The following is a 23,355-nucleotide window of genomic DNA, read 5'->3' on the forward strand; positions in this document are numbered from 1 at the left end:
CATGAACCGAATCTTCTTTTCCTTCGCAGTTCTGCTGCTGGGCAGTCAGTCAGCACTTGCAGAACCTGCCCTGCACGAATGCCTGGGACGTACCAGATTCGAGTCACCGGAAGCATTCGAGTGGGCAACGTTTGCTATCGAACGTAGCAACATGAAAGGTGCAGGAGGACACGTATTTTCCAAGAATGTGCATGCGGTGGGCGACTACGTTAGTTATGACTTTGACGAACTCACCATCAGAGTCAGCGATGCCACGACACGTGAAAATTTTGAAAGACAACGCAACGCCATCGTTCACGAAACCGAACTCTACAAAAAGCGCCTCGAGGACAAGCTTGAAACCAACAAGGACCTTTTGGTATCGATCAAGGAGATGAACTATTCCCGTGACCAAGTGAAAAAGCAGGAGGAACAAATCAAAAAACTGGAAGAGCAAATACCCAAAGTAAAAAAATACGAACACGATCTAGGTATCCCCGACTCCTACGTCATGGGCGGCGAAAATATCCCCTACGAATTCCTGCTCTGGCGCAACAACCGGGTGTTCTACTTCAACATGAACAAACCCGCCGAAAACTCCGCACAACGGATCAAGGACCTTGCCGCGCGCTTCGAAGCCCGCGACCTCTATCAAGTGCCCGAAGGCCCCGGCGTCTGTATGCCCTACGGATTTATCCATGACGACGGCAAAACCGGTTTCAACGTCAAGAACAGCCTGCGCTTTACCAGCACGCCCAACGTCATCATGAGCCTTATCAATGCCTCACTCGGCAACCACGCCAAACCCACCGACGGCACCTACGACACCGACTACCGCCCCGGCTACGACGCCGAAATCTGGAAAAAGTCGAAGATCATGGAGAAGTTCTACATCGGCGATCGCATGACCACCCTCGAAGGCTGGCGTCTTGACCCTCGTCCGGAAACCACCGAACAGGATCGCGCCTGGTTCGCCATCGCCCATGTCGGTGGTCTCGCGAGCCCGCTGATCGCAGCGCAGATGTTCACTTTCCAGAAAGGCACCGACGGCCTGAAAGATCTGGTGCCACCGCCCGAAACGGTTATTCCGCGCTTTTTGAAGTTGACGCAAAGTATCCGTGAGCAGTGAGAGTCGGGTCGTGAACATGAAGCCCCATCAAAGTAAGTACAGTTCATGAACCGAATCTTCTTTTCCTTCGCAGTTCTGCTGCTGGGCAGTCAGTCAGCACTTGCAGAACCTGCCCTGCACGAATGCCTGGGACGTACCAGATTCGAGTCACCGGAAGCATTCGAGTGGGCAACGTTTGCTATCGAACGTAGCAACATGAAAGGTGCAGGAGGACACGTATTTTCCAAGAATGTGCATGCGGTGGGCGACTACGTTAGTTATGACTTTGACGAACTCACCATCAGAGTCAGCGATGCCACGACACGTGAAAATTTTGAAAGACAACGCAACGCCATCGTTCACGAAACCGAACTCTACAAAAAGCGCCTCGAGGACAAGCTTGAAACCAACAAGGACCTTTTGGTATCGATCAAGGAGATGAACTATTCCCGTGACCAAGTGAAAAAGCAGGAGGAACAAATCAAAAAACTGGAAGAGCAAATACCCAAAGTAAAAAAATACGAACACGATCTAGGTATCCCCGACTCCTACGTCATGGGCGGCGAAAATATCCCCTACGAATTCCTGCTCTGGCGCAACAACCGGGTGTTCTACTTCAACATGAACAAACCCGCCGAAAACTCCGCACAACGGATCAAGGACCTTGCCGCGCGCTTCGAAGCCCGCGACCTCTATCAAGTGCCCGAAGGCCCCGGCGTCTGTATGCCCTACGGATTTATCCATGACGACGGCAAAACCGGTTTCAGTGTCAAGAACAGCCTGCGCTTCACCAGCACGCCCAACGTCATCATGAGCCTGATCAACGCCTCACTCGGCAACCACGCCAAACCCACCGACGGCACCTACGACACCGACTACCGCCCCGGTTACGACGCCGAAATCTGGAAAAAGTCGAAGATCACGGAGAAGTTCTACATCGGCGATCGCATGACCACCCTCGAAGGCTGGCGTCTGGATCCGCGCCCGGAAACCACCGAACAGGATCGCGCCTGGTCCGCCATCGCCCATGTCGGCGGTCTCGCGAGCCCGCTGATCGCAGCGCAGATGTTCACTTTCCAGAAAGGCACCGACGGCCTGAAAGATCTGGTGCCACCGCCCGAGGCGGTCGTTCCGCGCTTTTTGAAGTTGACGCAAAGCATCCGTGAGCAGTGAAACGCTGTCACCGATCAGCCGAATCGGGAACTCAAGGTCGCGGCCCATGGACTGATGTGCAACGATGTTGCCCTGCATCACGCCATTGACCGCAAGACCAAGGACGTTTCATGACTGCCATCAACACCCCGCCACCCCTCGCACCCGGACGTCTGCAACAGATGTCCACGCGCATCGCTTTCTTCATTGCCGGGCTCGGCATCGCCGCGTGGGCGCCGTTGGTGCCGTACGCCAAGGCGCGGGCCGGGCTCGATGAAGGCACGTTGGGGTTGCTGTTGCTGTGCCTGGGCGTCGGTTCGATTCTGGCGATGCCGCTGGCGGGGATTCTGGCCACGCGATTTGGCTGCAGAAAAGTGGCTACCGGCGGCACGCTGCTGATCTGCGCGGCGTTGCCGTTGCTGGCGACGGTGTCGTCGATTCCGGCGTTGATCGCCACGTTGTTCATGTTCGGCGCCGGACTGGGCACGGTGGACTCGACGGTGAACCTGCAAGCGGTAATCGTCGAGCGGGCCAGCGGCAAGAACATGATGTCGGGGTTCCACGGCCTGTTCAGCCTCGGCGGGATCGTCGGCGCGGCGGGTGTGAGCGCCCTGCTCGGTCTCGGGTTGTCGCCACTGGCGGCGATGCTGGTGGTGGTCGTGGTGCTGATCGCGGCGCTGTTCAAGGCGGTGCCGCACATGTTGCCTTACGGCAGTGAGAGCTCGGGCCCGGCGTTCGCAGTGCCCCACGGAATCGTGCTGTTCATCGGCGGCATGTGCTTCATCGTGTTCCTTACCGAAGGCGCGGCGCTGGACTGGAGCGCGGTGTTCCTGGCGCAGGAACGCGGGATCGACACCGCCTATGCCGGGCTGGGTTACGCAGCGTTCGCGTTGACCATGACGGCCGGCCGTTTGACCGGTGACCGGATCGTCCGCGCACTGGGCGCAACCCGGATCATTCTGTTTGGCGGACTACTGGCAGCGGCGGGATTGTTTCTGGCGACGTTCGCCCCGAGCTGGCAAGCCGCGCTGCTGGGCTATGCGCTGGTCGGTGCCGGCTGTTCGAATATCGTGCCGGTGCTGTACACGGCGGTGGGCAAACAGACGGTGATGCCGGAAAGCATCGCCGTGCCGGCAATTACCACGCTGGGTTATGCAGGGATTCTGGCAGGGCCGGCGGTGATCGGCTTTGTCGCCCATGCCAGCAGTTTGAGTTTCGCCTTCGGGCTGATGGCGACGTTGCTGGTGGCGGTGGCGATTGGCGGGAAAGCGCTGAAGGTCTGAGCTGGATCGTTCCCACGTCGAGACGCGGGAACGATCAGTGCAGATCAGAAACCGACGCTGGCCTGCACGAAGAACGTCCGCGGCGTGCCCACGTAGATCCCCGAGTTGTTGTCGCTGGAGCGGGTGAAGTACTGCTTGTCGAAGATGTTTTTCACCCCGGCGCCGAGCTTCAGGTTCGACAGCTGTGCACCGAAGTCATAGCCGCCGCGCACGTTCCAGGTCACGTAGCCCGGAATGTCGCCGTACTGCCCGTCCGCCGTGCCTTCGGTGATGTAGTTGCCATTGAAGCTGCCGTCAGCATTCACGCCGGTGCCCGGCGAGCGCTGTTTGGACTGGGCGAAACCGTCGATGTTGTAGGTCCAGCGGTTGATGTCATAACGCAGGCCGACGGTGGCCACCTGACGCGAGTAGAACGGCAGGTCGCGGCCCTTGAAGCCCGGGATTTCGCCTTCATAGGTCGCGCGGGTATAAGTGAAACCGGCGTTGGCGGTCAGGCCGTCGAGGCGTGGATCGAGCGCCGCCATATCGTAATGCACCGAAGCCTCGATCCCCTGGTGCTTGGTCGCGCCGAGGTTGGTCCAGCCCACGTCGTTGCTGATGTATTGCAGTTCATCATCGAAGTCGATGTAGAACAGCGTCACTTCACCGCCCCACACGTCATCGTTGTAGCGCGTGCCGATTTCGTAAGTCTTGGCTTTCTCCGGTTCCAGGCCATTGGCGGTCTGGTCACCCGAGCCGCCCTGGCCGAGCTGGAAATATTGCAGGCTGCCGAACGACGTCTCGTAGTTGGCGAACAGTTTCCACGCATCGGACAGGTGATACATCACGCTCAGGGCCGGCAACGGCTCGTTGCTTTCGATGCTGCGGTTTTTCTCGGGGACGGGTTTGCCGGCGGTGTCGAGCACAGCGCGATCATGCCAGTCGGTGCTGATGTGTTCGAAGCGAATGCCCGGGGTCACGGTCCAGTTGCCGACGTCGATCTTGTTGTCGATGTAGACCGAGTTGGCCTCGGTGCCGCCGGTACGGTCCTGGAACACATGACCGTCGGAGGTCTTGGTGACCACCGGCTCGTTGTTGACCAGCGCCAGGCGGCTCGACTGCTCGTGCATCGCCTCTTTCAAGTAACGGTAACCGACGCTGACTTCCTGGGTGGTCGGGCCGACGTCAAACACACGCGAAACACGCGGCTCGATACCCAACGTGTAGTAGGAGCGCGGGAACGAGCTGAGGGTTTTCTGATCGCGGGCGGCGATGGTGCTGCCGCGAAAGCTGTCGGAATAGTAGGTCAGCACTTCTGCCTGGGTGCGCTCGTCGATCTGCCGGATCCACTTGAACGACACGTCCTTGCGGCGGCCGCTGAAGCCGTCGTAGTCGCGGTCGGACTGGAACGGTTTGTCGTCGTACTGCTTTTGCGTCAGGCCACCGGGCATGTCGGCGCTGGCGTCGTAGTAGTGGAAGTTGAGGCTGAAATCGTCCTGATCGGTCGGTGCCCAGTGGGTCTTGAGGATCACGTCGTCGATGTCGTTGCCATTGTTGCGCTCGCGGTAACCGTTGCCGTTGACGCCCGAGTACAACAGCGCCATGCCGATGCCGTTGTCGGCAGTGCCGCCGAGGAACGCGGTGTCGATGTGTTTCCAGCCACCGTGCTGCGAGGTTTCCAGGGTGGTGCCGATTTCACCGGTGGTTTTTTCCGGGATCGCGCGGGTCACGAAGTTGATCACGCCGCCGACGTTCTGCGGTCCGTAACGCACGGAGCCGGCACCACGGACCACGTCGATGCTGTCGAGGTTGCCGGAAGAAATCGGCGCCATCGACAGTTGTGGCTGACCGTACGGGGCGAACGCGGCCGGCACGCCATCAATCAATACGGTCGAGCGTGGCGACAGGCGCGACGTCAAACCCCGTACGCCGACGTTCAGCGAAATATCGCTGCCGCCGGTGCCGTTGGCTTCCTGCACCTGCACGCCCGGCACGCGGCGCAGCACGTCGCCGACGTTCATCGCGCCCTGCTCGACCATCGCTTCACGGCGAATCACCGTGCGCGCGCCGGGGTGGTTCTGCACCACGGCGGCGTCGGCGTCGCCGAGCCAGTCTCCGACCACTTTGATGTCGGTCACGCCTAGTTCCAGCGGGCCGTTGGCGGCGGAAGTCGGGGCTGGGGACAAGGTCACCGAACCTTCATTGATCTGATAATCCAGACCGCTGCCTTGCAGCAATTGGCGCAGGGCCTGCTCCGGAGAAAGATTGCCATCCACGGCCGGCGCTTGTTTGCCGGCGACCAGGTCCGGGCTGAAAAACACCTGCAACGAGGTTTGCTGGCCCAGTTCACTCAGGGCCTGACCCAACGGCTGTGCGCGGATGTGAATGGCTTCGGCGGCGAGGGCCATCGGTACGGGGGCGTTGACCGCCAGTGCGAGCGCCAGCGGTAACCAAGGGGATTTTTTGTTTTTGGCGGTGGAGGTTTTCACGTCGAACGGAGTCCTGTGGATCGCAAGAGTGTGCGGCTGTTAATGCAAACCAGTTGCAGTTGAACAGGAAGACGACGAACTCGAAAAAAACCTGAATTTTATTTTGAAATTATTTCCTGGCTGCCGTCGGCAAGAGTGCGCACGGCCACTGGAAGGATGCTCGGCAAGGCCCTGAGCAAGGCATCGGTATTGTCGGATTTGAACACGCTGGTCAGGCGCAAATTGGCCACGGCGGGGTTAGAGACCTTCAGCGGCTTGTCGCGATAACGCGACACTTCCTCGGCGACTTCGCTGAGGCTGGCGTTGTTGAACACCAGTTTGCCACTGCGCCAGGCTGTCAGCTCCGCCGGGTTGACCGCGTAGGCCGGCGTTACTTTGCCCTGTGCATCGATCCGCGTGCCGAGGCCGGCAGTGAGGCTGATGAAATCGGCATCGGCCGCACCACGACCCTGCACCCTGACCGTGCCCTGCTCCACCGCGACCCGGGTCTGCGTCACATCGCGGCGCACATCGAAACGAGTGCCAGTCACCGTGACCTTGCCGCTGCCGGCCTCGACCACGAACGGGCGAGAAGTATCGTGCTCGACGCTGAACATCGCCTCGCCTTCGGTCAATTCGATGAGCCGCCGATCCTTCTCGAAACGCACCTGCAGACGGCTGCGGCTGTTGAGGTCGATCACCGAACCGTCCGGCAGCGCGACATGCTTGCGCTCGCCCAGCACCGTGGCGAATTCAGCGCTGTAACCCGCCGGATGATTCAAGCCACTGAACAGACCGAGCCCGAGCGCCACCGCGACCACGCTGGCCGCCACGGCATAACGCAACAACGGACGGCGTTCGCGCCGCGCCGGCGGGGTTTCGCACAAAGCTTTGAGGCGTGGCGCCGGCAGCAGATCCGCCGCCGTCCACAAGCCCTGGAGCAACTGGAATTCGTCACGGTGCTGGGGATGTTCGTTCAGCCACGCGTCGAAGCGCTGCTGTTCGTCGGCACTGACGGCCGGCTCCTGCAAACGCACAAACCAGCGTGCCGCGTCATCGCGCACCGTTGTTTGCCCGCACGCGCAATCACGAGTATCCATCATGGAATGTCCTGTTTGGCTGGGGATGAAAAGACGCCGCGGCTCATGATTGCGCCCCGTCCAGGCGATCACGCAGATGCCGCAGGGTGCGGATCATATACTTTTCCACCATGTTCTTGGACAGGCCCAGGCGCTCGGCGATTTCCGCCTGGGTCAGGCCTTCGATCTTCTGCCAGACGAAAATCCGTCGGCAGTTGACCGGAAGCTCCGTGAGCGCACGTTCGATGGAATCGGCCAGCTGGATCGCATGCATGTAATGCTCCGGATCGCCGCTCGGCGACTCACTGAGATCGATCGCCTCCGACTCCATGGCGCCCCGCCGGTCCTCACGCCGATAGCCGTCCACCGCAATGTTGCGCGCGGTCTGATGCAAATACGCCCGGGGTTGCTGCACCGCCGACGAATCGGATTCGAGCACCCGCACAAAGGTGTCGTGCGCCAGATCCTCGGCCTGCGAGCGATTGCGCAGGCGACGGGTCCAGGTGCCGATCAACTCTTCGTAATGCTCGAGAAAGCCGGGTCTGCGGGGCAGCATGGGGATCATTGCGGCGTGCTGAAGAAAGGGGCGTGAATAGTAATGCTTCCTATTAAGCTGAAGCAATGGATTCCTCGGGAATGCCGACGAAGCTGTTTCCTTCTATCAATCCGGCGCTCTAACCCGCGGCAATCCCTGCCTTGCGCGGGCAGAACCACCCGTGCATCAGACCCGCCTGAAAGAACTGGACCGGCGCCTCGAACCCGGCCGACTCGATCAGACTGGCGACCTGCGGCACCGGCAGAATCGCCACATCCCGGGCATACGCCGTGCGCGCTCGTTCGAGCATTTGCGGCGGCACCTGGGCCGAAGCCATCAGCGTCATCCAGTGACGCAGCAATGCTTCATAGGCCGGGGATTGAGTATCCGAGGCCAGATCAGCATTCGCCAGAATCCCACCCGGTACCAGACGACGGGCAATCTCACGGAAAAAGTCGATACGCACCTGAGGGTCGAGCAAAAACTGCGACACCAGAAAACAGGTTGCGCCGTCGTAACCGGATTCATCCGTCAGCGTATCGAGGTAGCCTTCGTGAAAATGGCAGCGGGAGAGAAAACCGCCCTCTGTCGCTCGCTGACGGCACACGTCGAGCATGGCGCCCGAAGGGTCGACTGCGGTGAATTGCCAGCCGGGAAACTGCTGCGCCAGATGGGCCATTTCCACACCGGTGCCCACGCCGACGCAGAGTATCCGGGCATTCTCCGGCAGGCCCGCGAACACTGAATCCAGCAGCAGATACAGGGCATCACGAAGGGGCGCAATGCCGCTCCACTGTTTGTCATAGACGGCGGACTGCTGGTCGAACAAGGCCTTGAGTGCTTGATTGTCCATGGAAAACCTTCCTCTGCGTCATGATCGCGGTGAAGTTTCATTATCGCAGGGCTGTCAAGACCTCCCCGATACAGCCTGAGATTGATCATTCCACCCATCAACTGGTCGCAATCCATCAACCCCACCCTCACGCCGCACCCTAGATTAGATCCCACAACAACACGCCGTGGAGATCGCCTCATGCACAGTTTCCAGACCCGCAAGCAGCACAGTCCGGTCGACGCCTGGGATCAGCAGGATCCGGAGCAGGCCTTCACCCTGCCCTCGCGTTATTTCTACGACGACAGCCTGTTCCGTGCCGAGCGCGACAACATTTTCATGAGGGCCTGGCATGTCGCCGGGCATGTCAGTGAGTTCGCCGAGCCGGGGCAGTTCGTCGTCACGGATCTGTTCGACCAGAGCGTGGTGGTGGCGAAGAATCGGCAGGGGCAGATCCATGGTTTTCACAACGTCTGCCAGCATCGCGGCAATCGCCTGCTCGAAGAACGCCGTGGCACTACCGGCGGCGTGGTGCGCTGCGCCTATCACTCGTGGTGCTATGAAATGGACGGCAGCCTGCGCGGTGCGCCGCGTTGCGAGCGGATGAAGAATTTCGAGCTGGCGCAGTTCAACATTCCACAGGTGCGCACGGAAGAACTCGGCGGCTTCGTCTACTTCAACCTCGATCCGAATGCGCCGTCGCTGCGGGATCTGTTCCCCGGTGCCGACGAAGAAATGCGCCGGGTGTTTCCAGACCTGGCCGACATGCATCTGATCGAGGAACAAGACGTGATCGTGCCGGCCAACTGGAAAGTGATCATGGACAATTCCATCGAGGGCTATCACTTCAAGCTGTCCGGCCCGTGCCACATCGACCTCGCCCGGCTGATCGATTTCAAGGGTTACCAGTTGATCAAACGCGACAACTGGTGGACCTACGCCGCACCGGCCAATCTGTCGGCGACCGAGGCCTATGGCGTGCCGCTGAAAAGCGAACTGAACCCGCAGGAATGTTTCTTCAACATCGGCCTGTGGCCGAACAACACCTTCTACACCTTCCCGTTCTCCGAGCTTCTCGGCTCGTTCATCATGATTCCGCTCGACGCCGAGCGCTCGCTGCTGCGCTTCGGTTACTACTCCAGCAACCCCGAAACCGCCGCCGTCAGCACGGCGTGCATGAAGTGGATGAACGGAGACATCGGCCCCGAAGACATCGCCCTGAACATCTCGGTGCAAAAGGGCCTGCGCTCGCTCGGTTACGACCAGGGCCGCTACATGATCGACGCCCAGCGCAGCAATGAAAGCGAGCATCTGGTGCATCACTTTCATCGTCTGGTGTTCAACGGTATTCACGGCCATTGCGTGGACTGATCCGCCCTTCCCTCGTCATTTGTCTGAACGGAGCAAACCATGGACGAAACCGGGTTTGATTACTTGATCGTGGGCGCCGGCTCGGCCGGTTGCGTATTAGCCAATCGCCTGAGCGAAGACCCTAACGTGCGCATCCTGCTACTGGAGGCCGGGCCCGAGGATAAGAGCTGGACGATCGACATGCCGTCCGCCGTGGGCCTTGTGGTGGGTGGGTCGCGCTATAACTGGAGTTATCAGTCGGAGCCCGAGCCGTACCTCGACGGCCGCCGAATCGGCACGCCGAGAGGCCGCACCCTCGGCGGTTCATCGTCGATCAACGGCATGGTCTACATCCGTGGCCATGCCCGGGATTACGACGGCTGGGCCGAGCAAGGCTGCGTTGGCTGGAGCTATCGCGAGGTACTGCCGTACTTCAAGCGAGCGCAGACTCACGCCGGCGGTGGCGATGACTATCGCGGCGGCGACGGCCATTTGCACGTCACTCCCGGCGATGTAGAAACACCATTGTGCGCGGCGTTCATCGCGGCCGGGGCCGAGGCCGGTTATGGCGTCAGCGAGGACTTGAACGGCTATCGTCAGGAAGCCTTCGGCCCGGTGGATCGCACTACACGCAACGGTCGGCGCTGGAGCGCTTCGCGCGGTTATCTGAGCGAAGCACTGGCTCGGGGCAATGTGCGCGTGGTCACCGATGCGTTGGTGCTACGCATTCTGTTCGAGGGCCGGCGAGCGGTCGGGATTGATTATGAACAGAACGGCGAAACGAACACCGTCCGCGCTCGCCGGGAAGTGTTGCTGACGGCCGGGGCGATCAATTCGCCGCAGTTGCTGTTGCTCTCGGGCGTCGGCCCGGCGGCGGAACTGCGTGACCTCGGGATCGGCGTCGTGCACGACCTGCCCGGCGTCGGTAAACGCCTCAACGATCACCCGGACGCGGTGGTGCAATTTCGCTGCAAACAACCGGTGTCGCTGTATCGCTGGACCACCGCGCCGGGTAAATGGTGGATTGGCGCGCGCTGGTTCGTCCGTCACGACGGCCTGGCGGCGAGCAATCACTTCGAGGCCGGTGCGTTCCTGCGTTCCCGAGCCGGTGTCGAACACCCGGACCTGCAACTGACCTTCATGCCGCTGGCGGTGCAACCGGGCAGCGTCGAGCTGGTGCCGACCCACGCGTTCCAGATCCACATCGACCTGATGCGCCCCACCAGCCTGGGCAGCGTGACCCTGCACAGCGCCGAACCGCGGCGGCCGCCGAGGATTCTGTTCAACTACCTGAAGACCGCGCAGGACCGTGCCGACATGCGCGCCGGCGCTCGGCTGGTGCGGGAAATCATCGAGCAACCGGCGATGGCGCCGTTCAAGGGCGAAGAGCTGGTGCCGGGCCGTTCGGTGCAGACCGACGCCGAACTCGATGCCTGGGCGCGGCAGGTTACGGAAACCGGCTACCATGCCAGCGGCACCTGCAAGATGGGGCCGGCGGGCGACCCTGAAGCGGTGGTCGATCCGCAACTGCGAGTGCATGGCCTCGACGGCTTGCGGGTGGTGGACGCGTCGATCATGCCGGCGATCGTCAGCGGCAACACTAACGCACCGACGGTGATGATCGCGGAAAAGGCCAGCGACCTGATCCGTAACCTCACGCCGTTGCCAGCCCTCGATGTACCGGTGTGGATCAACCCGCACTGGCAGACCGAACAACGATGAAGCAGAGATGGCGATGACCCGATCCGCTGAAGCTGTACCGCGCAATGAAGCACCGCTGCGAGTGGCGGTGCTGTTGCTGCCGGCGTTTTCCAATTTCGGTCTGGCGGCAGTGCTCGAACCGCTGGCCATCGCCAACTGGTTGAGCCAGCGCACGCTGTTCGAGTGGACGTTGCTGTCGTTGCAGCCGGGCCCGGTGACGGCCAGCAACGGTCAGGCGAGCATCGCCGAAGCTGGCTTGAACAACGAGCAGGCCTTCGACGCCTGCGTGGTACTGGCCAGTTTCGAGGTGCATCAACACAGCCGCAATCCGGCGCTCAAGAGTTGGCTGCGCAAGCAGGCGCTGTTCGGCGCGGTCTTGATCGGCGTGGAAACCGGCACCGAACTGCTGGCCGCCGCTGGTGTGCTCGACGGCTACGAAGCGGCGGTGCATTGGGACAACCTGCAGGGTTTTCAGGAGAGTTACCCCAAGGTCCGCGCCCGACCGCAGCTCTACACCCTCGAACGCCAGCGCCTGACCTGCGCCGGCGCGACTACCATTCTCGACATGCTGCTGGGCTGGATCGGCCAGCGCATCGATCCTGATCTGGCCCGGGAAATCGGCCTGCACCTGCTGATGGGCCAGATGCGCGCCCCGGCGGACAATCAGCTCGACGGCGGTCTGGGCAACAGCGGGATGTACGGCAACAAGATCCGCCGTGCCGTGCAACTGATGGAAAAGGCTCTGGAAGAACCGCTGGACTGCGAAGCAATTGCCAGCGAAGTCGGCCTGTCACGTCGTCAACTCGAGCGCCAGTTCAAGCATCAGACCGGGCTCTCGCCGCTCAAGTACTACATCACCCTGCGCCTGGCCCGGGCGCACAACCTGTTGCAACAGACGCAGATGAGCGTGGCCCAGGTGGCGGCGTGTTCCGGGTTTGGCTCACTGGAGCATTTCTCCCGCACCTACCGCGCACGCTTTGGCTGCCCGCCGAGCGAGGATCGGCGTCAGGCATGGAGCGCGCCGGTGATGCGCCAGCCGTTGAGCAAGGCACCTTGAAACGAAGAGCGGCCATTCACCCGTGACGTTGCGCAAGCCTTGCTGGCAAAAAAATGCCTGCAACAGGCAGGCATTGTTGAAACTCGGACGTTCAGTTGTGCGTTCGGACCTCGTCGCACGATTGACCACTTGAATTCATTAACCGGACCACTACCGATGCAGTGTTCCCCATTACGCCATTGATCAGGTAGTTATAACGAACCGAGCCATTTCCAATGAGTTTGATTTTGTTCCATTCCTTAAAGCAATCAACGGAGCCATTCTCGATGTCAGCCCGTGTTACATTTCGGCTCAATGATGTCGAAGCGCCCTGGATGGGTACCTCACCTTCGGAATCACTGCATCCCTGAAATTTGCCGATGAACTCGTCACCCACTTTCGCCTCATTTGACAACGCCCCCACTTCTACCGAAATGCCGTTAATTTGAGGTTTTGAGCTGCAGTTAATCACACCGTTAAACAAGTCTTTAAAATGAATATCAGCCATTTCTGTTGCTCCATGAATTGATTGGTTTGATGCTCGCACAGGTTAAATTGAAACCACGCGCCTCAAGCCAATCGTCGTCCCTTATCAGCTTTTTGCACACTGTCAGAACTGACAGTCATTCAATACCCATTCGCTATAACAATTTGTTCTTTCCAGCCAAACTCAATTTCACTGTGGCACGAATCCGCGCGGGTTCTGGATCAGCCATCCGAGAACCCATCGCTAATTCAGCTGGCGATAGACCGGTTCCTCTTCGTCGAGGATGCCCATCAATGCATTGAAATGCTTATCCGCAAACCCCGGATAATCCAGCCATTGCCGACACGTCTTGCGCGCCACTTCATCGCTGGCCACGCGCAATTCCCGCCCGGTTGCCAGTGCGGTGATGTACACCTCGCACGCCCGCTCGAAGTAATACAGATCATCAAACGCCTGGGCCACGCTCGGCGCCGCGACCAGCAATCCATGATTGCCCATCAGCAGGATCGGCTTGTCACCGAGCAGCCTGCTCACCCGCTCCGCCTCTTCCCCAAGACCCATGCCATCGAATCCTTCGTCAATCGCCACCCGCTCGAAAAACCGCATGCTGTTCTGCTCGATCGGTGGCAGGCGCGAGTCCTTCAGGCATGCTAGCGTCGTCGCGTATCTGCTGTGGGTATGGAGGATGCAACGGGCCTGGGGCTGGTTGCGGTGCAAGGCACTGTGCAAGGCCCACGCGGTTTTGTCCGGGGAGTCCGGGCAGTCGAGACTGGACGGATCGTCGGCATTGAGCAACAGCAGATCACTAGCACGGATCCGCGAGAAGTGTTTGCCGTAGGGGTTGATCAGAAACTCGCGACCGTCCTGCGAAGTGGCCACGCTGAAGTGATTGGCGATGGATTCGTGCAGGTTCAAACGCGCAGCCCAGCGCAGGGCGCAGGCCAGCTGGATTCTCAGGTGTTCGACGTTGTCGTGCATGGCGCGGCCTCCCGGTTTCACCCGAGTGTAGAGCGCATGCTTTCATCGACTTGACGGGAAACGACAGTGGCTGCCGTTTTGAGCCGGGTGTCCATCAGAAACGGGAGCGAGCACGCTCGCTCCCGCCGGTTTCACTGACGGTAAATCAGCCTTTTTCGTCGATCCCGGCTTGCAGGGGCTGACTGTCCAGATGACCGCTCAGGGTCACCGGGCCGACTTTCAGGTTGCCGTTTTCAAGGGAAACCTTCGGTGCGTTTTCTTCAGTTTTGTGCGGCAGATCCAGGCCGGCTTTTACGCCGTAGTCGAGGTTACTCAGGTCAGTGCTGCTGACCTTCGAACCACCCAGATCGACCTTGCCTTCGGTGGCGGAAATCCGCGCACCGGTCAGCTGGGTAGCGCCGCCGACGGTGAGATTCACACCCTGACCAGCGCTGATGCCGGAGGCCTGTTTGACGCTGTCCTTGTGCGCGTATTCGCCTCCGGCTTTCAGCGTTGGCTTGTAGTCGGTGCCCGCGAGTTTGCCCTTGTCGCCGGCCGGGGTTTTCTTGGCGGTCAGGCTCAGATCCACGTCGACCTTGGCGTGAGTGCTGGAGTCCTGACGGCTTTCGACCGACAGATCACCCGCCACATTGCCGCTGACGTTGCGCGCATCAATCCGCGCGCCGCTCAGGCTCGCATCACCGGCGCTGTTCAACACCACGGTGTCAGCCTTGATCTGGCTATTCTGCTGGGTGGTGCCTTGCAGGTAATCCACGCCGACTTTGGCCCCGGCATTGAAGCCGTGATCGCTGCTGACTTTTTCATCGGCGGTGGTCGGTGTGCTTTTGCTCAGATTGCCGCCGGCGTTCAGCGCTACGTTCCAGTTGTTGCGGTTGTCGCTGGACTGCGCGGATTCCTGAACGAAACCGCCCTTCTGCGCATCGATGCTGACGTTCGGCGCGCCGACCTGAGTGCCTTGCAGGTGCACCGAATTGCCGCTCAGGGCGATGCCGTTCTGGCTGTTAAGCTGGCCACCGCTGAGGGTCTGGGTGTTCTCGTTGACCCGACCGATGTTGAAATTACCGCTGAGGTTGCCGCCCTGATCGCGGCTCTTCTCGCTGCTGGTTTTGCTGCCGCCGGCCGTCAGGCCGCCGCCGAGATTGCTGCCGGTGGCGACGTGCGAGTCGGTGGCCGCTTGCAGGTCGAGTTTGCCGTCGGCTTTCAGGTCGATAGCACCAACGCTGTCGATCTTCGTGCCCTGCTGCACCTGATTGCCGCCGCTGCTCAATTGCACCGGGCCGTTGCCATTGATACTGGCTACGTGGGCCTGGCTGTCGGCGGTCTGGTTGTCTTTGTGATCGAGCTGGAACCCGGCGCCGAGATCGACATTGGTGCCGTCGGTGCCCGGCAAAGTGCCGACGGTCAGCGAACCGTTGCCACGCAGGCTGGAGCTGTCGCTGCTCTGACGGTCGTTGGCCTGATTCAGCGCCAGATCACCGCCGGTCTTGACGCTGACACCGCCCTGCCCGCCATCGAAACGGCTGCCTTCGAACTGTGCATCGCCGCCGACATTGATGCTCACGCCCTGATTGCCAGCGTAACCGCCAACCACCGCCGTAGAGCTATCCTTGCTCGACTGGCTGCTGCCACCCGCGCCGCTGCCGGCCACGTTCACGTCTTCACCAGTCTTGGTGTAGACGCGCACGTCGACCTTGGCATCCACCGTTTTTTCGGTGCTGCTGTGGGTGTTGTTCGCGGCATCGGCCACCAGTTTGTCGGCGCCGATGTTCACTTTGCCGGCGCTGGCGTTGTACTGGGTGCCCTGGTCGTGCAGCGTGCCGCCGACCTTCACGTCCACGGTCTTGCCGTCGAACCGGCTGACCACAGCGTTGCTGCCTTGCTCGGTTTTATCGGCGCTGGCATGACCGATTGCCACGTCGATACCGACGTTCGGCTGACCGAGATTGGTCAGTGCGTCCTTGTCCGGCACCTTGCCGCCGAGCACGTCTTTCACCGCACCGGCAATCGGCCGGGCGATGTCTTTGTACTCGACGTTGGCGCCGATGTCCGCCGACCAGTTGCTCTCGCTGTGAGTGCTGCTTTCGGTGTTGCTGGCGGCACGGTTGTCCACTTGGTTAGCGGCGACGTTCAGGCCGTTGCCGGCCTTCAGTTGCGCGCCCTCGGTGGCGAGTTTGTCAGCGTTGATGTTCAGGCTGCGGCTGCTCTGCACGCCGGTGGTTTGCGCGGTGGTTTTGCCGGTGGTGTCCTGCGAAGTGCTGTGCGAGAAATCCACGCCGCTGCCGGCGCGGTCGAGGCCGCCGGTGTAGTAGAACCCGCCGCCGGTGCTGCGGGTTTCGGTCGAGGTGCTGTGGCTGTCCTGCTCGGCCAGCAGCGAGACGTTCTTGCCGCTCAGTGTCGTGTCGCCGGCGGTGGATTTCACCTCGGCGCCCTTGAGCGTCACGTCTCCGCCCGCCTTCACTTGCACGGTGCCGCCGCTGAGGCTGGAGCCCTGCTGGGTGACGTCGTTGGCGGTGACGGTTTGCGCCTTGTCTTCGTAATGCACGCCGGCGCGATACTGCTCCGCCGTCTGCTCCTTGGCGTAAGCGTCGAAACCACGGGTCTGCGTGCTGTTGCTGCTGTCGTGGGTGTTCTGTGTCGAATGCACCTTCACATCACCCGCCGCATCCGCCGTCAGCGAACCGCCGGCCTTGACCGTAGAACCAGCGAGTTCGATGTCCTTGGCGCTCTTGAGCTTGAGGTTGCTGTCGGAAGCCAGCTCGCTGCGCACCGTGGTGCTGTCCTTGCTGTTCTGCCGGGACTCGTCCTTGGTGATGCCGAAGAACTTGCTGTCCTTGTCGTGGTTGTTGCTGTGCGAAGTGTCCTGCACGCCGTCGATGGTCAGCGAACCGTTGTCGCTGATCACGCTCGCGTCCTTGGCGCCGCGCACCTGGCTGCCGCTGATGCGTACGTCGTCAGCCTTGACCACCAGTTTGCCGGCCGCGTTGACCTTGCTGCCCTGATGCTGGGTCTGGCCCTTGTCGGCGTCGCCGGTCTTGCCGAAGAAACCGCCGCCGACCAGGTCACCGGAATAGCGGTTGTCGCTGCTGCGGTTGGTGCGGGTCGCGGCGGTGATTTCCACCTGTTTGCCGGCCAGTTGCAGATCGCCGGCGCTGTTCAATTCAGCGCCTTCGGAGCGCAACAGTGCGGCGGTTTGCAGGGCAATGTTGCCGGCCTTCAGCTGGCTGGTGATGCTGCGCTGCTCTTCGCTGCTGCTGTCCCAATCGGCTTTCCACAGGTGTTTGCGGTGCTTGCCCTGATCGGTCTGGGTGTGGCTTTCAGTGGCGGCGGTCAGGCGCAGATCGCCGCCGCTTTGCACGCTGAGGTTGTTCTTCGCGTCGACCTTGGCGGCTTTCAGTTCGGTGTCTTTGCCGGACGAGAGTTGCGCGTCGCGGCTGGCGACGATCTGGCTGCCGTGCTGGCGCGAATCGCTGTCGGTCTTGGTGCGCTCGTAAGTTTCCCAGGTGATGCCGATGGTGCTGTTGTTCCAGTTTTCGCGCTGTTCCTGAAGCTTGCGGCTTTCGACGGTGGTCAGGGTCAGATTGCGCTTGGCATCGACCTTCACGTCGCGACCGCTGACGTCGGCGGCGGCCAGCGTCAGGTCCTTGCCGCTGTGCAGGCCGACGTCGCCCTGGCTGCTGCGGATGCCGGCGCGGGTCACGTCGAGGCTGTCCGGAATCGCCTGACCGCTGACGCTCAAGTCGCCCGCCGAACGAATCTGCACGCCGTCACGTCCTGCGACTTGCACCGCGCCGACCTTCACGCCCGCGCCTTCAGCGGTGCTGACGATGTTGATGCGCCCGGCCTGCATCGCGCCGAACAGGCTGGCGTCGATCCGTTGATCGGTGGTGTTGCCCGCCGGGTCCACGGCTTTCACCTGGCCGCTGGCGTAGTCGATCTGATTGCGCCCGACGGTGAGGTTCAGTTGATCGCGAGCCCTGATTGCGCCCTGGCTGTCGATGCGCGGCGCGATCAGGTTGATCGAGCCTTCACCGTTACGCAGCCCGCCGCCCTGGATCTGCAACTGACCGGTGGCGTCGCGGGTGCTCAGGGCTTGCAGCTTGCCGTCGTTCAGCTCGGGCCGGCCGACCACCAGATTGGCGTTCGGCGTGTTGATGAAACTGCCGCCATTCACCGAAATGCCGTTCGGGTTGGCGAGTACGTAGTCGGCGGCGCGACCGAAGATTTCCTGGGCGCCGTTGATGGCCGAAGGGTTGCGGCTGATCACTTCGTTGAGGATCACGCTCGCGGCCTGGCCCTGCAATTGCGGGTTGGCCGCCAGTTGCCCGGCGAGCTGCGATTGCCCGGCCTGCAAGGCGTTGTTCAACACCAGGCCCTGTCGGTCGACGTTGTAGTCGAGGAATTGGTTATGCGAAAGCCCCGAGCCGTTGGGCGCGACGATGTTGACGATCGGGACGCCGCCCTGGGTCTGCAGTTGCGCGGTGCCGCCGGGGCCGGGCGCGACCACCACGCCGCCGGCCATGGCGCCCGGCAGGTGAGCGACCAGGAACAGGCTGGCGATGGCCCAACGCAGTTTGCCCCGTGGGGAAAGATGAAACGCAAAGGTATTCATTGGCATAAAAAACTCTCCATGTAGTGCGGCATCACGTTGCGCGTTGAGTTGAAGGCCACGGCTGTCGCGCTCAGGTCCGATGGCTGTTGTTCACTGACGTTCATATCTGTAATCCGACCCGCATCAGCCAGGTTTCAGGCTCGCGGTGCAGGCCGGTCGGGGTGTTCAGGCTGCGTTGATAATCGACGTCCACTTGCAGGTTTTTCCAGCCCAGATTGAGGCCGATGCTGGCGCCGCTCAGGCGTTGAACCGGGGCGCCGTGATCGGCCTTGATCCAGCCGTGGTCGAGGCCGACACGCGGGGTGAGCTGCACTGGCAAATCGGTGCGCAGCGGCAGGCGCAGAGTGTTGCGCCAGATCGCGCCGCTGGCACCGGACGCACTGCTGACCCGATAACCGCGCACAGCGGAATCGTCGGTGCCGAGCAACTGTTCGATGGCTGGCAGCGGATCCGGGCTGTACTGCAAATTGAGCTGGCTCTGCCATTGCCAGGCTTGCGCGCCGAGCTGGCCGTTGCGCCACTGGCTGAGGCCGGCGCGGTACTTGCGAAACTGTGCCTTGGGCAGGTTTTTGACCTGACGATCGGCATCGTCGTCGGCGCCCAGCCAGCGCAAACCCTGGGCGTAATTGACGTCGAGGTTCCACACCGCGCGGTCGAGCCAGAACAGATTGAGCCCGGCCTCGGCCACGGTCAGGGTCGGGCTCTGGATGCCGAGGCGGACGCTTTCCAGATAGCTGTCGACATCCTTGTGCGCCAGTTGCAGATTGGCGCTGAGCTGATGGCTCTGGTCGCGCCACAACACCCGGTCGGCGCGCAGGCTGAGTTGATCGGTGATGCCGGTGCTGTGAAAAGTCAGCGTGCTGAGCTTGAACGGCGCGCGGTATTCGGCGTGGCTGGCGAAAGTGCTGAACGTCCAGTAACCGTAGGGAATCGCGTAATAGAGGCTGGCGTTGCGGCTGTAGCGGTCGCCCTGATTGAGGGTGTCGCTGGCGCTGAGGCTCAACAGGTCGTTGAGTTCGAGCGGGCTATCGAGGGTCAGGCTCAGTGTGTCGCGATCACGACCGGTACTGGCGCTGCCGAGGTTGTCCACGCCCAGGCCCAAGCTCCAGCGCGACTGCCCCGAGGTGCGCGATCGCAAGATGATTTTCGACGCACCGGGCTGGCTGCCGGGGGCGATGTCGGCGGTAAGATCGAGCGAGCGCAGGCGGTTCAACTGATCCAGACCCTGCTCCAGATCCCGCAGGTTCAGCGGCTTGCCGAGCATGCCCGGGAATGCACCGCCGAGGGACACCGGCAGGCTCTGGTCGGCCAGTTCGATGGACTCGATGTAGCCTTCGTCGATCAGGATATCCAGCGATTGCCCGGCTACCGGCGCGCTGCTCAGGTAAGGCCGACTGGCGATGTAGCCCTTCTCCACGTACAGCGCGGTAATGGTCGCCAGCAGATGGTTGATCTGGCCGACGCCCATGCACGGCGCCAGCAGCGGTTTGATCCGGGCGTTGAGTTTGTCTTTGCCGATCAGCGTGACACCACCGATACGCGTACCGCTCAAGGGCCAGCAGCGCTCATCGGGTTTGATCGACTCAGGAATGGCCGGAGTGGCAGGCGTCGGGCCGAACGCGCCGCGCTCCAGTTGCCGCTTGCGCTGTTCGAGTTGCAGCTGTTGCAGATCGCGCTGTTGCAGTTGTTGCTGGCGCAGCACTTCCTGGCCAGGGGCTGGAGTTTCGGCGGCGAGAACGCTGGGCGCACACAGACTCAACAACAAGGCCGACAACAGCGGGCGCGGCAGGGAACGACTACGAGAAACAGCGCAAAGCGAATACGGCACTCAACATCCTTGCAATCAACTGGCTTAATGCCACCCCATCAATAGCGGTGATAGTCAGAGCCTTCCTACACAATTGCAAGACGCTTCCTACGGCGCTTACATTTCTTAAACAAATGGTCAGCTTCTTCTTTCGACAGTCTTCATCTGACGATCGGCGGAAAAAATCAATTGCCACAAAATATTACTCGCGTCATATTACGGTCGTAATAGCCATTCCGCTTCTTCAGGTATTACGCCATGACCAGCATGCCCACCGTAGAACCCGATCTCGCCGCTCCGGTCAGTGCTCCCAAACCTCCCCTGCTCAAACGCCTGCTGTTGCCCACTGCGGGTTTGGCCGCGCTGGTGTTCGCCGGCCTGTACGCCGTGCATTGGTGGGGCACGGGGCGATTTCTCGAGGAAACCGACGATGCCTACATCGGCGGCGACGTGACGGTGATCGGACCGAAAGTCGCCGGTTACATCGAGGAAGTACTGGTCAGCGACAACCAGAAGGTGAAGGCCGGCGACGTGCTGATCCGCCTCGATGCCCGCGACTACCGCGCCAATCTGGCCAAAGCCGAAGGCGCGGTCGCCGCCGAAGAAGCGCTGCTGGCCAACCTCGACGCCACCGAACAACTGCAGCAAGCGGTGATCGGTCAGGCCCGTGCCGGTATCGATGCCGCCAGCGCTGAAACCGCTCGTTCGCGGGATGACAACGCGCGCTACAAACGTCTGGTGACCACCAACGCGGTCTCGGTAGAAAGCGCGCAACGGGCCGACGCCACCTTCAAGACCGCGCAAGCCTTGAGCGCCAAGGCCCAGGCCGAACTGCTGGCCGCGCAGCGCCAGCTCACCGTGATCGAAACCCAGAAACAACAGGCCCGCGCCGCCCTCCAGCAAGCCCGGGCCGAACGGGATCTGGCGCAACTCAACCTCGGCTACACCGAACTGCGCGCCCCGGTCGACGGCGTGATCGGCAACCGCCGCGCGCGGGTCGGCGCCTATGCGCAGGCCGGTTCGCAACAGTTGTCGGTGGTGCCGGCCAGTGGTCTGTGGGTCGATGCCAATTTCAAGGAAGATCAACTGGCGCGGATGAAACCCGGCCAGCGCGTGAGCATCCGTGCTGACGTGTTGTCCGGCCAGGAATTCCACGGTCGCCTCGACAGCCTCGCCCCGGCCACCGGTTCGCAGTTCAGTGTGCTGCCGCCGGAAAACGCCACCGGCAACTTCACCAAAATCGTCCAGCGCGTGCCGGTGCGGATTCTGCTCGACCCGGCCGATGGCGTGCTCGGCCACCTGCGTCCGGGCCTGTCGGTGACGGCTGAAGTCGACACCCGTGCCCAACCTGAAACCACCGCCGTGGCCAGCGCGCCATGAGCACCGCCCTCACCGCCTCCGCGCAGCCATTCAATGCCGCCGACATGGCGACGGCGACCAAAGTGTTCGCCTTCGCCACCATGTGCATCGGCATGTTCATCGCGCTGCTGGACATCCAGATCGTCTCGGCCTCGCTGCGCGATATCGGCGGCGGGTTGTCCGCCGGCACCGATGAAACGGCGTGGGTGCAGACCAGTTACCTGATCGCAGAAATCATCGTGATCCCGTTGTCGGGCTGGCTGTCGCGGGTGTTTTCGACGCGCTGGCTGTTCTGCGCCTCGGCGGTCGGCTTCACCCTCGCCAGCCTGCTCTGCGGCATCGCCTGGAACATCCAGAGCATGATCGCCTTTCGCGCGCTGCAAGGGTTTCTCGGCGGGTCGATGATTCCGCTGGTGTTCACCACGGCGTTCTTTTTCTTCACCGGCAAACAGCGGGTAATCGCCGCTGCCACCATCGGCGCCGTGGCTTCGCTGGCGCCAACATTAGGCCCAGTGATCGGCGGCTGGATCACCGACATTTCCTCCTGGCACTGGCTGTTCTACATCAATCTGGTGCCGGGAATTTTCGTCGCCGTGGCGGTGCCGATGCTGGTCAAGATCGATCAGCCGGAGTTGTCGCTGCTCAAGGGCGCGGACTATTTGAGCATGGTGTTTCTGGCGCTGTTTCTCGGCTGCCTGGAATACACCCTCGAAGAGGGCCCGCGCTGGAACTGGTTCAGCGATCAGACCATCCTGACCACCGCGTGGATCAGTGGACTCGCAGGGCTGGCCTTCATCGGCCGCACGCTGCACGTGGCTAATCCGATCGTCGACCTGCGCGCGCTCAAGGATCGCAACTTCGCCCTCGGCTGCTTCTTTTCCTTCGTCACCGGGATCGGCCTGTTCGCGACGATTTACCTGACGCCGCTGTTTCTCGGCCGGGTGCGCGGGTACGGCGCGCTGGACATTGGTCTGGCGGTTTTCTCCACCGGGGTGTTCCAGATCATGGCGATTCCGCTGTACGCCTTTCTGGCCAATCGCATCGATCTGCGCTGGATCATGATGGCGGGCCTGGCGTTGTTCGCGTTGTCGATGTGGGAATTCAGTCCGATCACCCATGACTGGGGCGCCGGAGAATTGCTGCTGCCGCAAGCCCTGCGCGGAATCGCCCAGCAACTGGCGGTGCCGCCGGCGGTAACGTTGACGTTGGGTGGCCTGGCACCGGCGCGGCTCAAGCATGCGTCGGGCCTGTTCAACCTGATGCGAAACCTGGGCGGTGCAATCGGGATTGCCGCGTGCGCGACCATTCTCAACGACCGTACCAACCTGCACTTCACCCGGTTGGCGGAGCATCTGAACAGCAGCAACGAAGCGGTGAATCAGTGGCTGGCCCAGGTCGGCGGCAACTTTGCCGCGTTGGGTCAGAGCGGCGATGTCGGCCTCACCGCCAGCCTGCGTCAGCTATGGCTGCTGACCTACCGTGAAGCGCAGACGCAAACCTACGGCGACACGTTCCTGATGATCATGGTGTGCTTCGGCATCGCCACGGCGATGGTGCCCTTGATGCGCAAGGTGCAACCACCGGCCGCGCCGAGTGCCGATGCACATTGATCG

At 61.6% G+C, this 23,355-nt stretch carries 16 protein-coding genes; 8 read left to right on the forward strand and 8 right to left on the reverse strand.

The features are described from left to right. The first annotated feature begins 1 nt into the window (after position 1). The 3 genes from ABFB52_RS19660 to ABFB52_RS19670 all read left to right on the forward strand — a co-directional run bounded on the left by ABFB52_RS19660 (position 2) and on the right by ABFB52_RS19670 (position 3,522). Entirely contained in the window at positions 2-1,108 is a 1,107-nt protein-coding gene (locus ABFB52_RS19660; protein WP_346836098.1) for a hypothetical protein, read from the forward strand. Between the two features lie 45 nt (positions 1,109-1,153). After that, on the forward strand, positions 1,154-2,260 hold the full coding sequence (locus tag ABFB52_RS19665; RefSeq protein ID WP_346836099.1) for a hypothetical protein: 1,107 nt from the start codon (positions 1,154-1,156) through the stop codon (positions 2,258-2,260). Positions 2,261-2,370: 110 nt separating this feature from the next. Then, entirely contained in the window at positions 2,371-3,522 is a 1,152-nt protein-coding gene (locus ABFB52_RS19670; RefSeq protein ID WP_085613177.1) for an MFS transporter, read from the forward strand. Positions 3,523-3,566: 44 nt separating this feature from the next. On the opposite strand, the gene ABFB52_RS19675 is transcribed toward ABFB52_RS19670, so the two are convergent. From ABFB52_RS19675 to ABFB52_RS19690, 4 genes are all read right to left on the reverse strand, one after another. Next, positions 3,567-5,990: a TonB-dependent receptor gene (locus tag ABFB52_RS19675; RefSeq protein WP_102718694.1), complete on the reverse strand. Its 2,424-nt coding sequence runs from the start codon at positions 5,988-5,990 to the stop codon at positions 3,567-3,569. A gap of 98 nt (positions 5,991-6,088) precedes the next feature. Continuing rightward, complete coding sequence (locus ABFB52_RS19680) at positions 6,089-7,072, reverse strand: FecR family protein (protein ID WP_102718693.1); 984 nt, start codon at positions 7,070-7,072, stop codon at positions 6,089-6,091. 40 nt (positions 7,073-7,112) lie between these two features. Next, positions 7,113-7,613 carry a sigma-70 family RNA polymerase sigma factor gene (locus ABFB52_RS19685; protein WP_102718692.1) on the reverse strand — a complete coding sequence of 167 codons (501 nt, stop codon included), beginning with the start codon at positions 7,611-7,613 and terminating at the stop codon, positions 7,113-7,115. A gap of 109 nt (positions 7,614-7,722) precedes the next feature. Beyond that, positions 7,723-8,436, reverse strand: coding sequence for a class I SAM-dependent methyltransferase (locus ABFB52_RS19690; RefSeq protein WP_129974286.1), 714 nt, complete (start codon positions 8,434-8,436; stop codon positions 7,723-7,725). A gap of 180 nt (positions 8,437-8,616) precedes the next feature. On the opposite strand from ABFB52_RS19690, the gene ABFB52_RS19695 reads away from it, so the two are divergent. Genes ABFB52_RS19695 through ABFB52_RS19705 form a run of 3 tightly spaced genes read left to right on the forward strand, consistent with a single transcriptional unit; the run spans position 8,617 to position 12,523 of the window. After that, positions 8,617-9,786 carry an aromatic ring-hydroxylating dioxygenase subunit alpha gene (locus ABFB52_RS19695; protein WP_129974285.1) on the forward strand — a complete coding sequence of 390 codons (1,170 nt, stop codon included), beginning with the start codon at positions 8,617-8,619 and terminating at the stop codon, positions 9,784-9,786. Between the two features lie 39 nt (positions 9,787-9,825). Next, positions 9,826-11,487 carry a choline dehydrogenase gene (locus ABFB52_RS19700; RefSeq protein ID WP_129974284.1) on the forward strand — a complete coding sequence of 554 codons (1,662 nt, stop codon included), beginning with the start codon at positions 9,826-9,828 and terminating at the stop codon, positions 11,485-11,487. Positions 11,488-11,500: 13 nt separating this feature from the next. Further along, positions 11,501-12,523, forward strand: a complete 1,023-nt coding sequence (locus tag ABFB52_RS19705) for a GlxA family transcriptional regulator (protein ID WP_102718698.1) — start codon at positions 11,501-11,503, stop codon at positions 12,521-12,523. Between the two features lie 91 nt (positions 12,524-12,614). On the opposite strand, the gene ABFB52_RS19710 is transcribed toward ABFB52_RS19705, so the two are convergent. From ABFB52_RS19710 to ABFB52_RS19725, 4 genes are all read right to left on the reverse strand, one after another. After that, the gene (locus ABFB52_RS19710; protein WP_085748557.1) at positions 12,615-13,010 is read right to left on the reverse strand and encodes a hypothetical protein; all 396 of its coding nucleotides are present in this window, start codon (positions 13,008-13,010) and stop codon (positions 12,615-12,617) included. 222 nt (positions 13,011-13,232) lie between these two features. Next, a complete protein-coding gene (locus tag ABFB52_RS19715; RefSeq protein WP_102718688.1) occupies positions 13,233-13,967 on the reverse strand; it encodes a class II aldolase and adducin N-terminal domain-containing protein in 735 nt (244 codons plus the stop codon). A gap of 145 nt (positions 13,968-14,112) precedes the next feature. Further along, entirely contained in the window at positions 14,113-18,582 is a 4,470-nt protein-coding gene (locus ABFB52_RS19720; protein WP_346836100.1) for a hemagglutinin repeat-containing protein, read from the reverse strand. Between the two features lie 94 nt (positions 18,583-18,676). Then, positions 18,677-20,404 carry a ShlB/FhaC/HecB family hemolysin secretion/activation protein gene (locus tag ABFB52_RS19725; protein ID WP_129974226.1) on the reverse strand — a complete coding sequence of 576 codons (1,728 nt, stop codon included), beginning with the start codon at positions 20,402-20,404 and terminating at the stop codon, positions 18,677-18,679. A 237-nt stretch (positions 20,405-20,641) separates the two neighbouring features. Between ABFB52_RS19725 and ABFB52_RS19730 the strand changes: the two genes are divergently transcribed. Beyond that, entirely contained in the window at positions 20,642-21,763 is a 1,122-nt protein-coding gene (locus ABFB52_RS19730) for an HlyD family secretion protein (protein WP_064380928.1), read from the forward strand. After that, entirely contained in the window at positions 21,760-23,352 is a 1,593-nt protein-coding gene (locus ABFB52_RS19735) for a DHA2 family efflux MFS transporter permease subunit (RefSeq protein ID WP_102718684.1), read from the forward strand. The genes ABFB52_RS19730 and ABFB52_RS19735 overlap by 4 nt, the downstream gene beginning before the upstream one ends. Positions 23,353-23,355: the final 3 nt, after the last annotated feature.

Source organism: Pseudomonas sp. 9.2(2024) (genome assembly GCF_039695385.1).
GTDB lineage: Bacteria > Pseudomonadota > Gammaproteobacteria > Pseudomonadales > Pseudomonadaceae > Aquipseudomonas > Aquipseudomonas paraglycinae.

Excerpts from the sequence above, each read along its gene's own strand:
- ABFB52_RS19660 (WP_346836098.1), top strand. The coding sequence starts at position 2 with ATGAACCGAATCTTCTTTTCCTTCGCAGTTCTGCTGCTGGGCAGTCAG.
- ABFB52_RS19665 (WP_346836099.1), top strand. The coding sequence starts at position 1,154 with ATGAACCGAATCTTCTTTTCCTTCGCAGTTCTGCTGCTGGGCAGTCAG.
- ABFB52_RS19670 (WP_085613177.1), top strand. The coding sequence starts at position 2,371 with ATGACTGCCATCAACACCCCGCCACCCCTCGCACCCGGACGTCTGCAA.
- ABFB52_RS19680 (WP_102718693.1), bottom strand. The coding sequence starts at position 7,072 with ATGATGGATACTCGTGATTGCGCGTGCGGGCAAACAACGGTGCGCGAT.
- ABFB52_RS19685 (WP_102718692.1), bottom strand. The coding sequence starts at position 7,613 with ATGATCCCCATGCTGCCCCGCAGACCCGGCTTTCTCGAGCATTACGAA.
- ABFB52_RS19690 (WP_129974286.1), bottom strand. The coding sequence starts at position 8,436 with ATGGACAATCAAGCACTCAAGGCCTTGTTCGACCAGCAGTCCGCCGTC.
- ABFB52_RS19695 (WP_129974285.1), top strand. The coding sequence starts at position 8,617 with ATGCACAGTTTCCAGACCCGCAAGCAGCACAGTCCGGTCGACGCCTGG.
- ABFB52_RS19700 (WP_129974284.1), top strand. The coding sequence starts at position 9,826 with ATGGACGAAACCGGGTTTGATTACTTGATCGTGGGCGCCGGCTCGGCC.
- ABFB52_RS19705 (WP_102718698.1), top strand. The coding sequence starts at position 11,501 with ATGACCCGATCCGCTGAAGCTGTACCGCGCAATGAAGCACCGCTGCGA.
- ABFB52_RS19710 (WP_085748557.1), bottom strand. The coding sequence starts at position 13,010 with ATGGCTGATATTCATTTTAAAGACTTGTTTAACGGTGTGATTAACTGC.
- ABFB52_RS19715 (WP_102718688.1), bottom strand. The coding sequence starts at position 13,967 with ATGCACGACAACGTCGAACACCTGAGAATCCAGCTGGCCTGCGCCCTG.
- ABFB52_RS19720 (WP_346836100.1), bottom strand. The coding sequence starts at position 18,582 with ATGCCAATGAATACCTTTGCGTTTCATCTTTCCCCACGGGGCAAACTG.
- ABFB52_RS19730 (WP_064380928.1), top strand. The coding sequence starts at position 20,642 with ATGACCAGCATGCCCACCGTAGAACCCGATCTCGCCGCTCCGGTCAGT.
- ABFB52_RS19735 (WP_102718684.1), top strand. The coding sequence starts at position 21,760 with ATGAGCACCGCCCTCACCGCCTCCGCGCAGCCATTCAATGCCGCCGAC.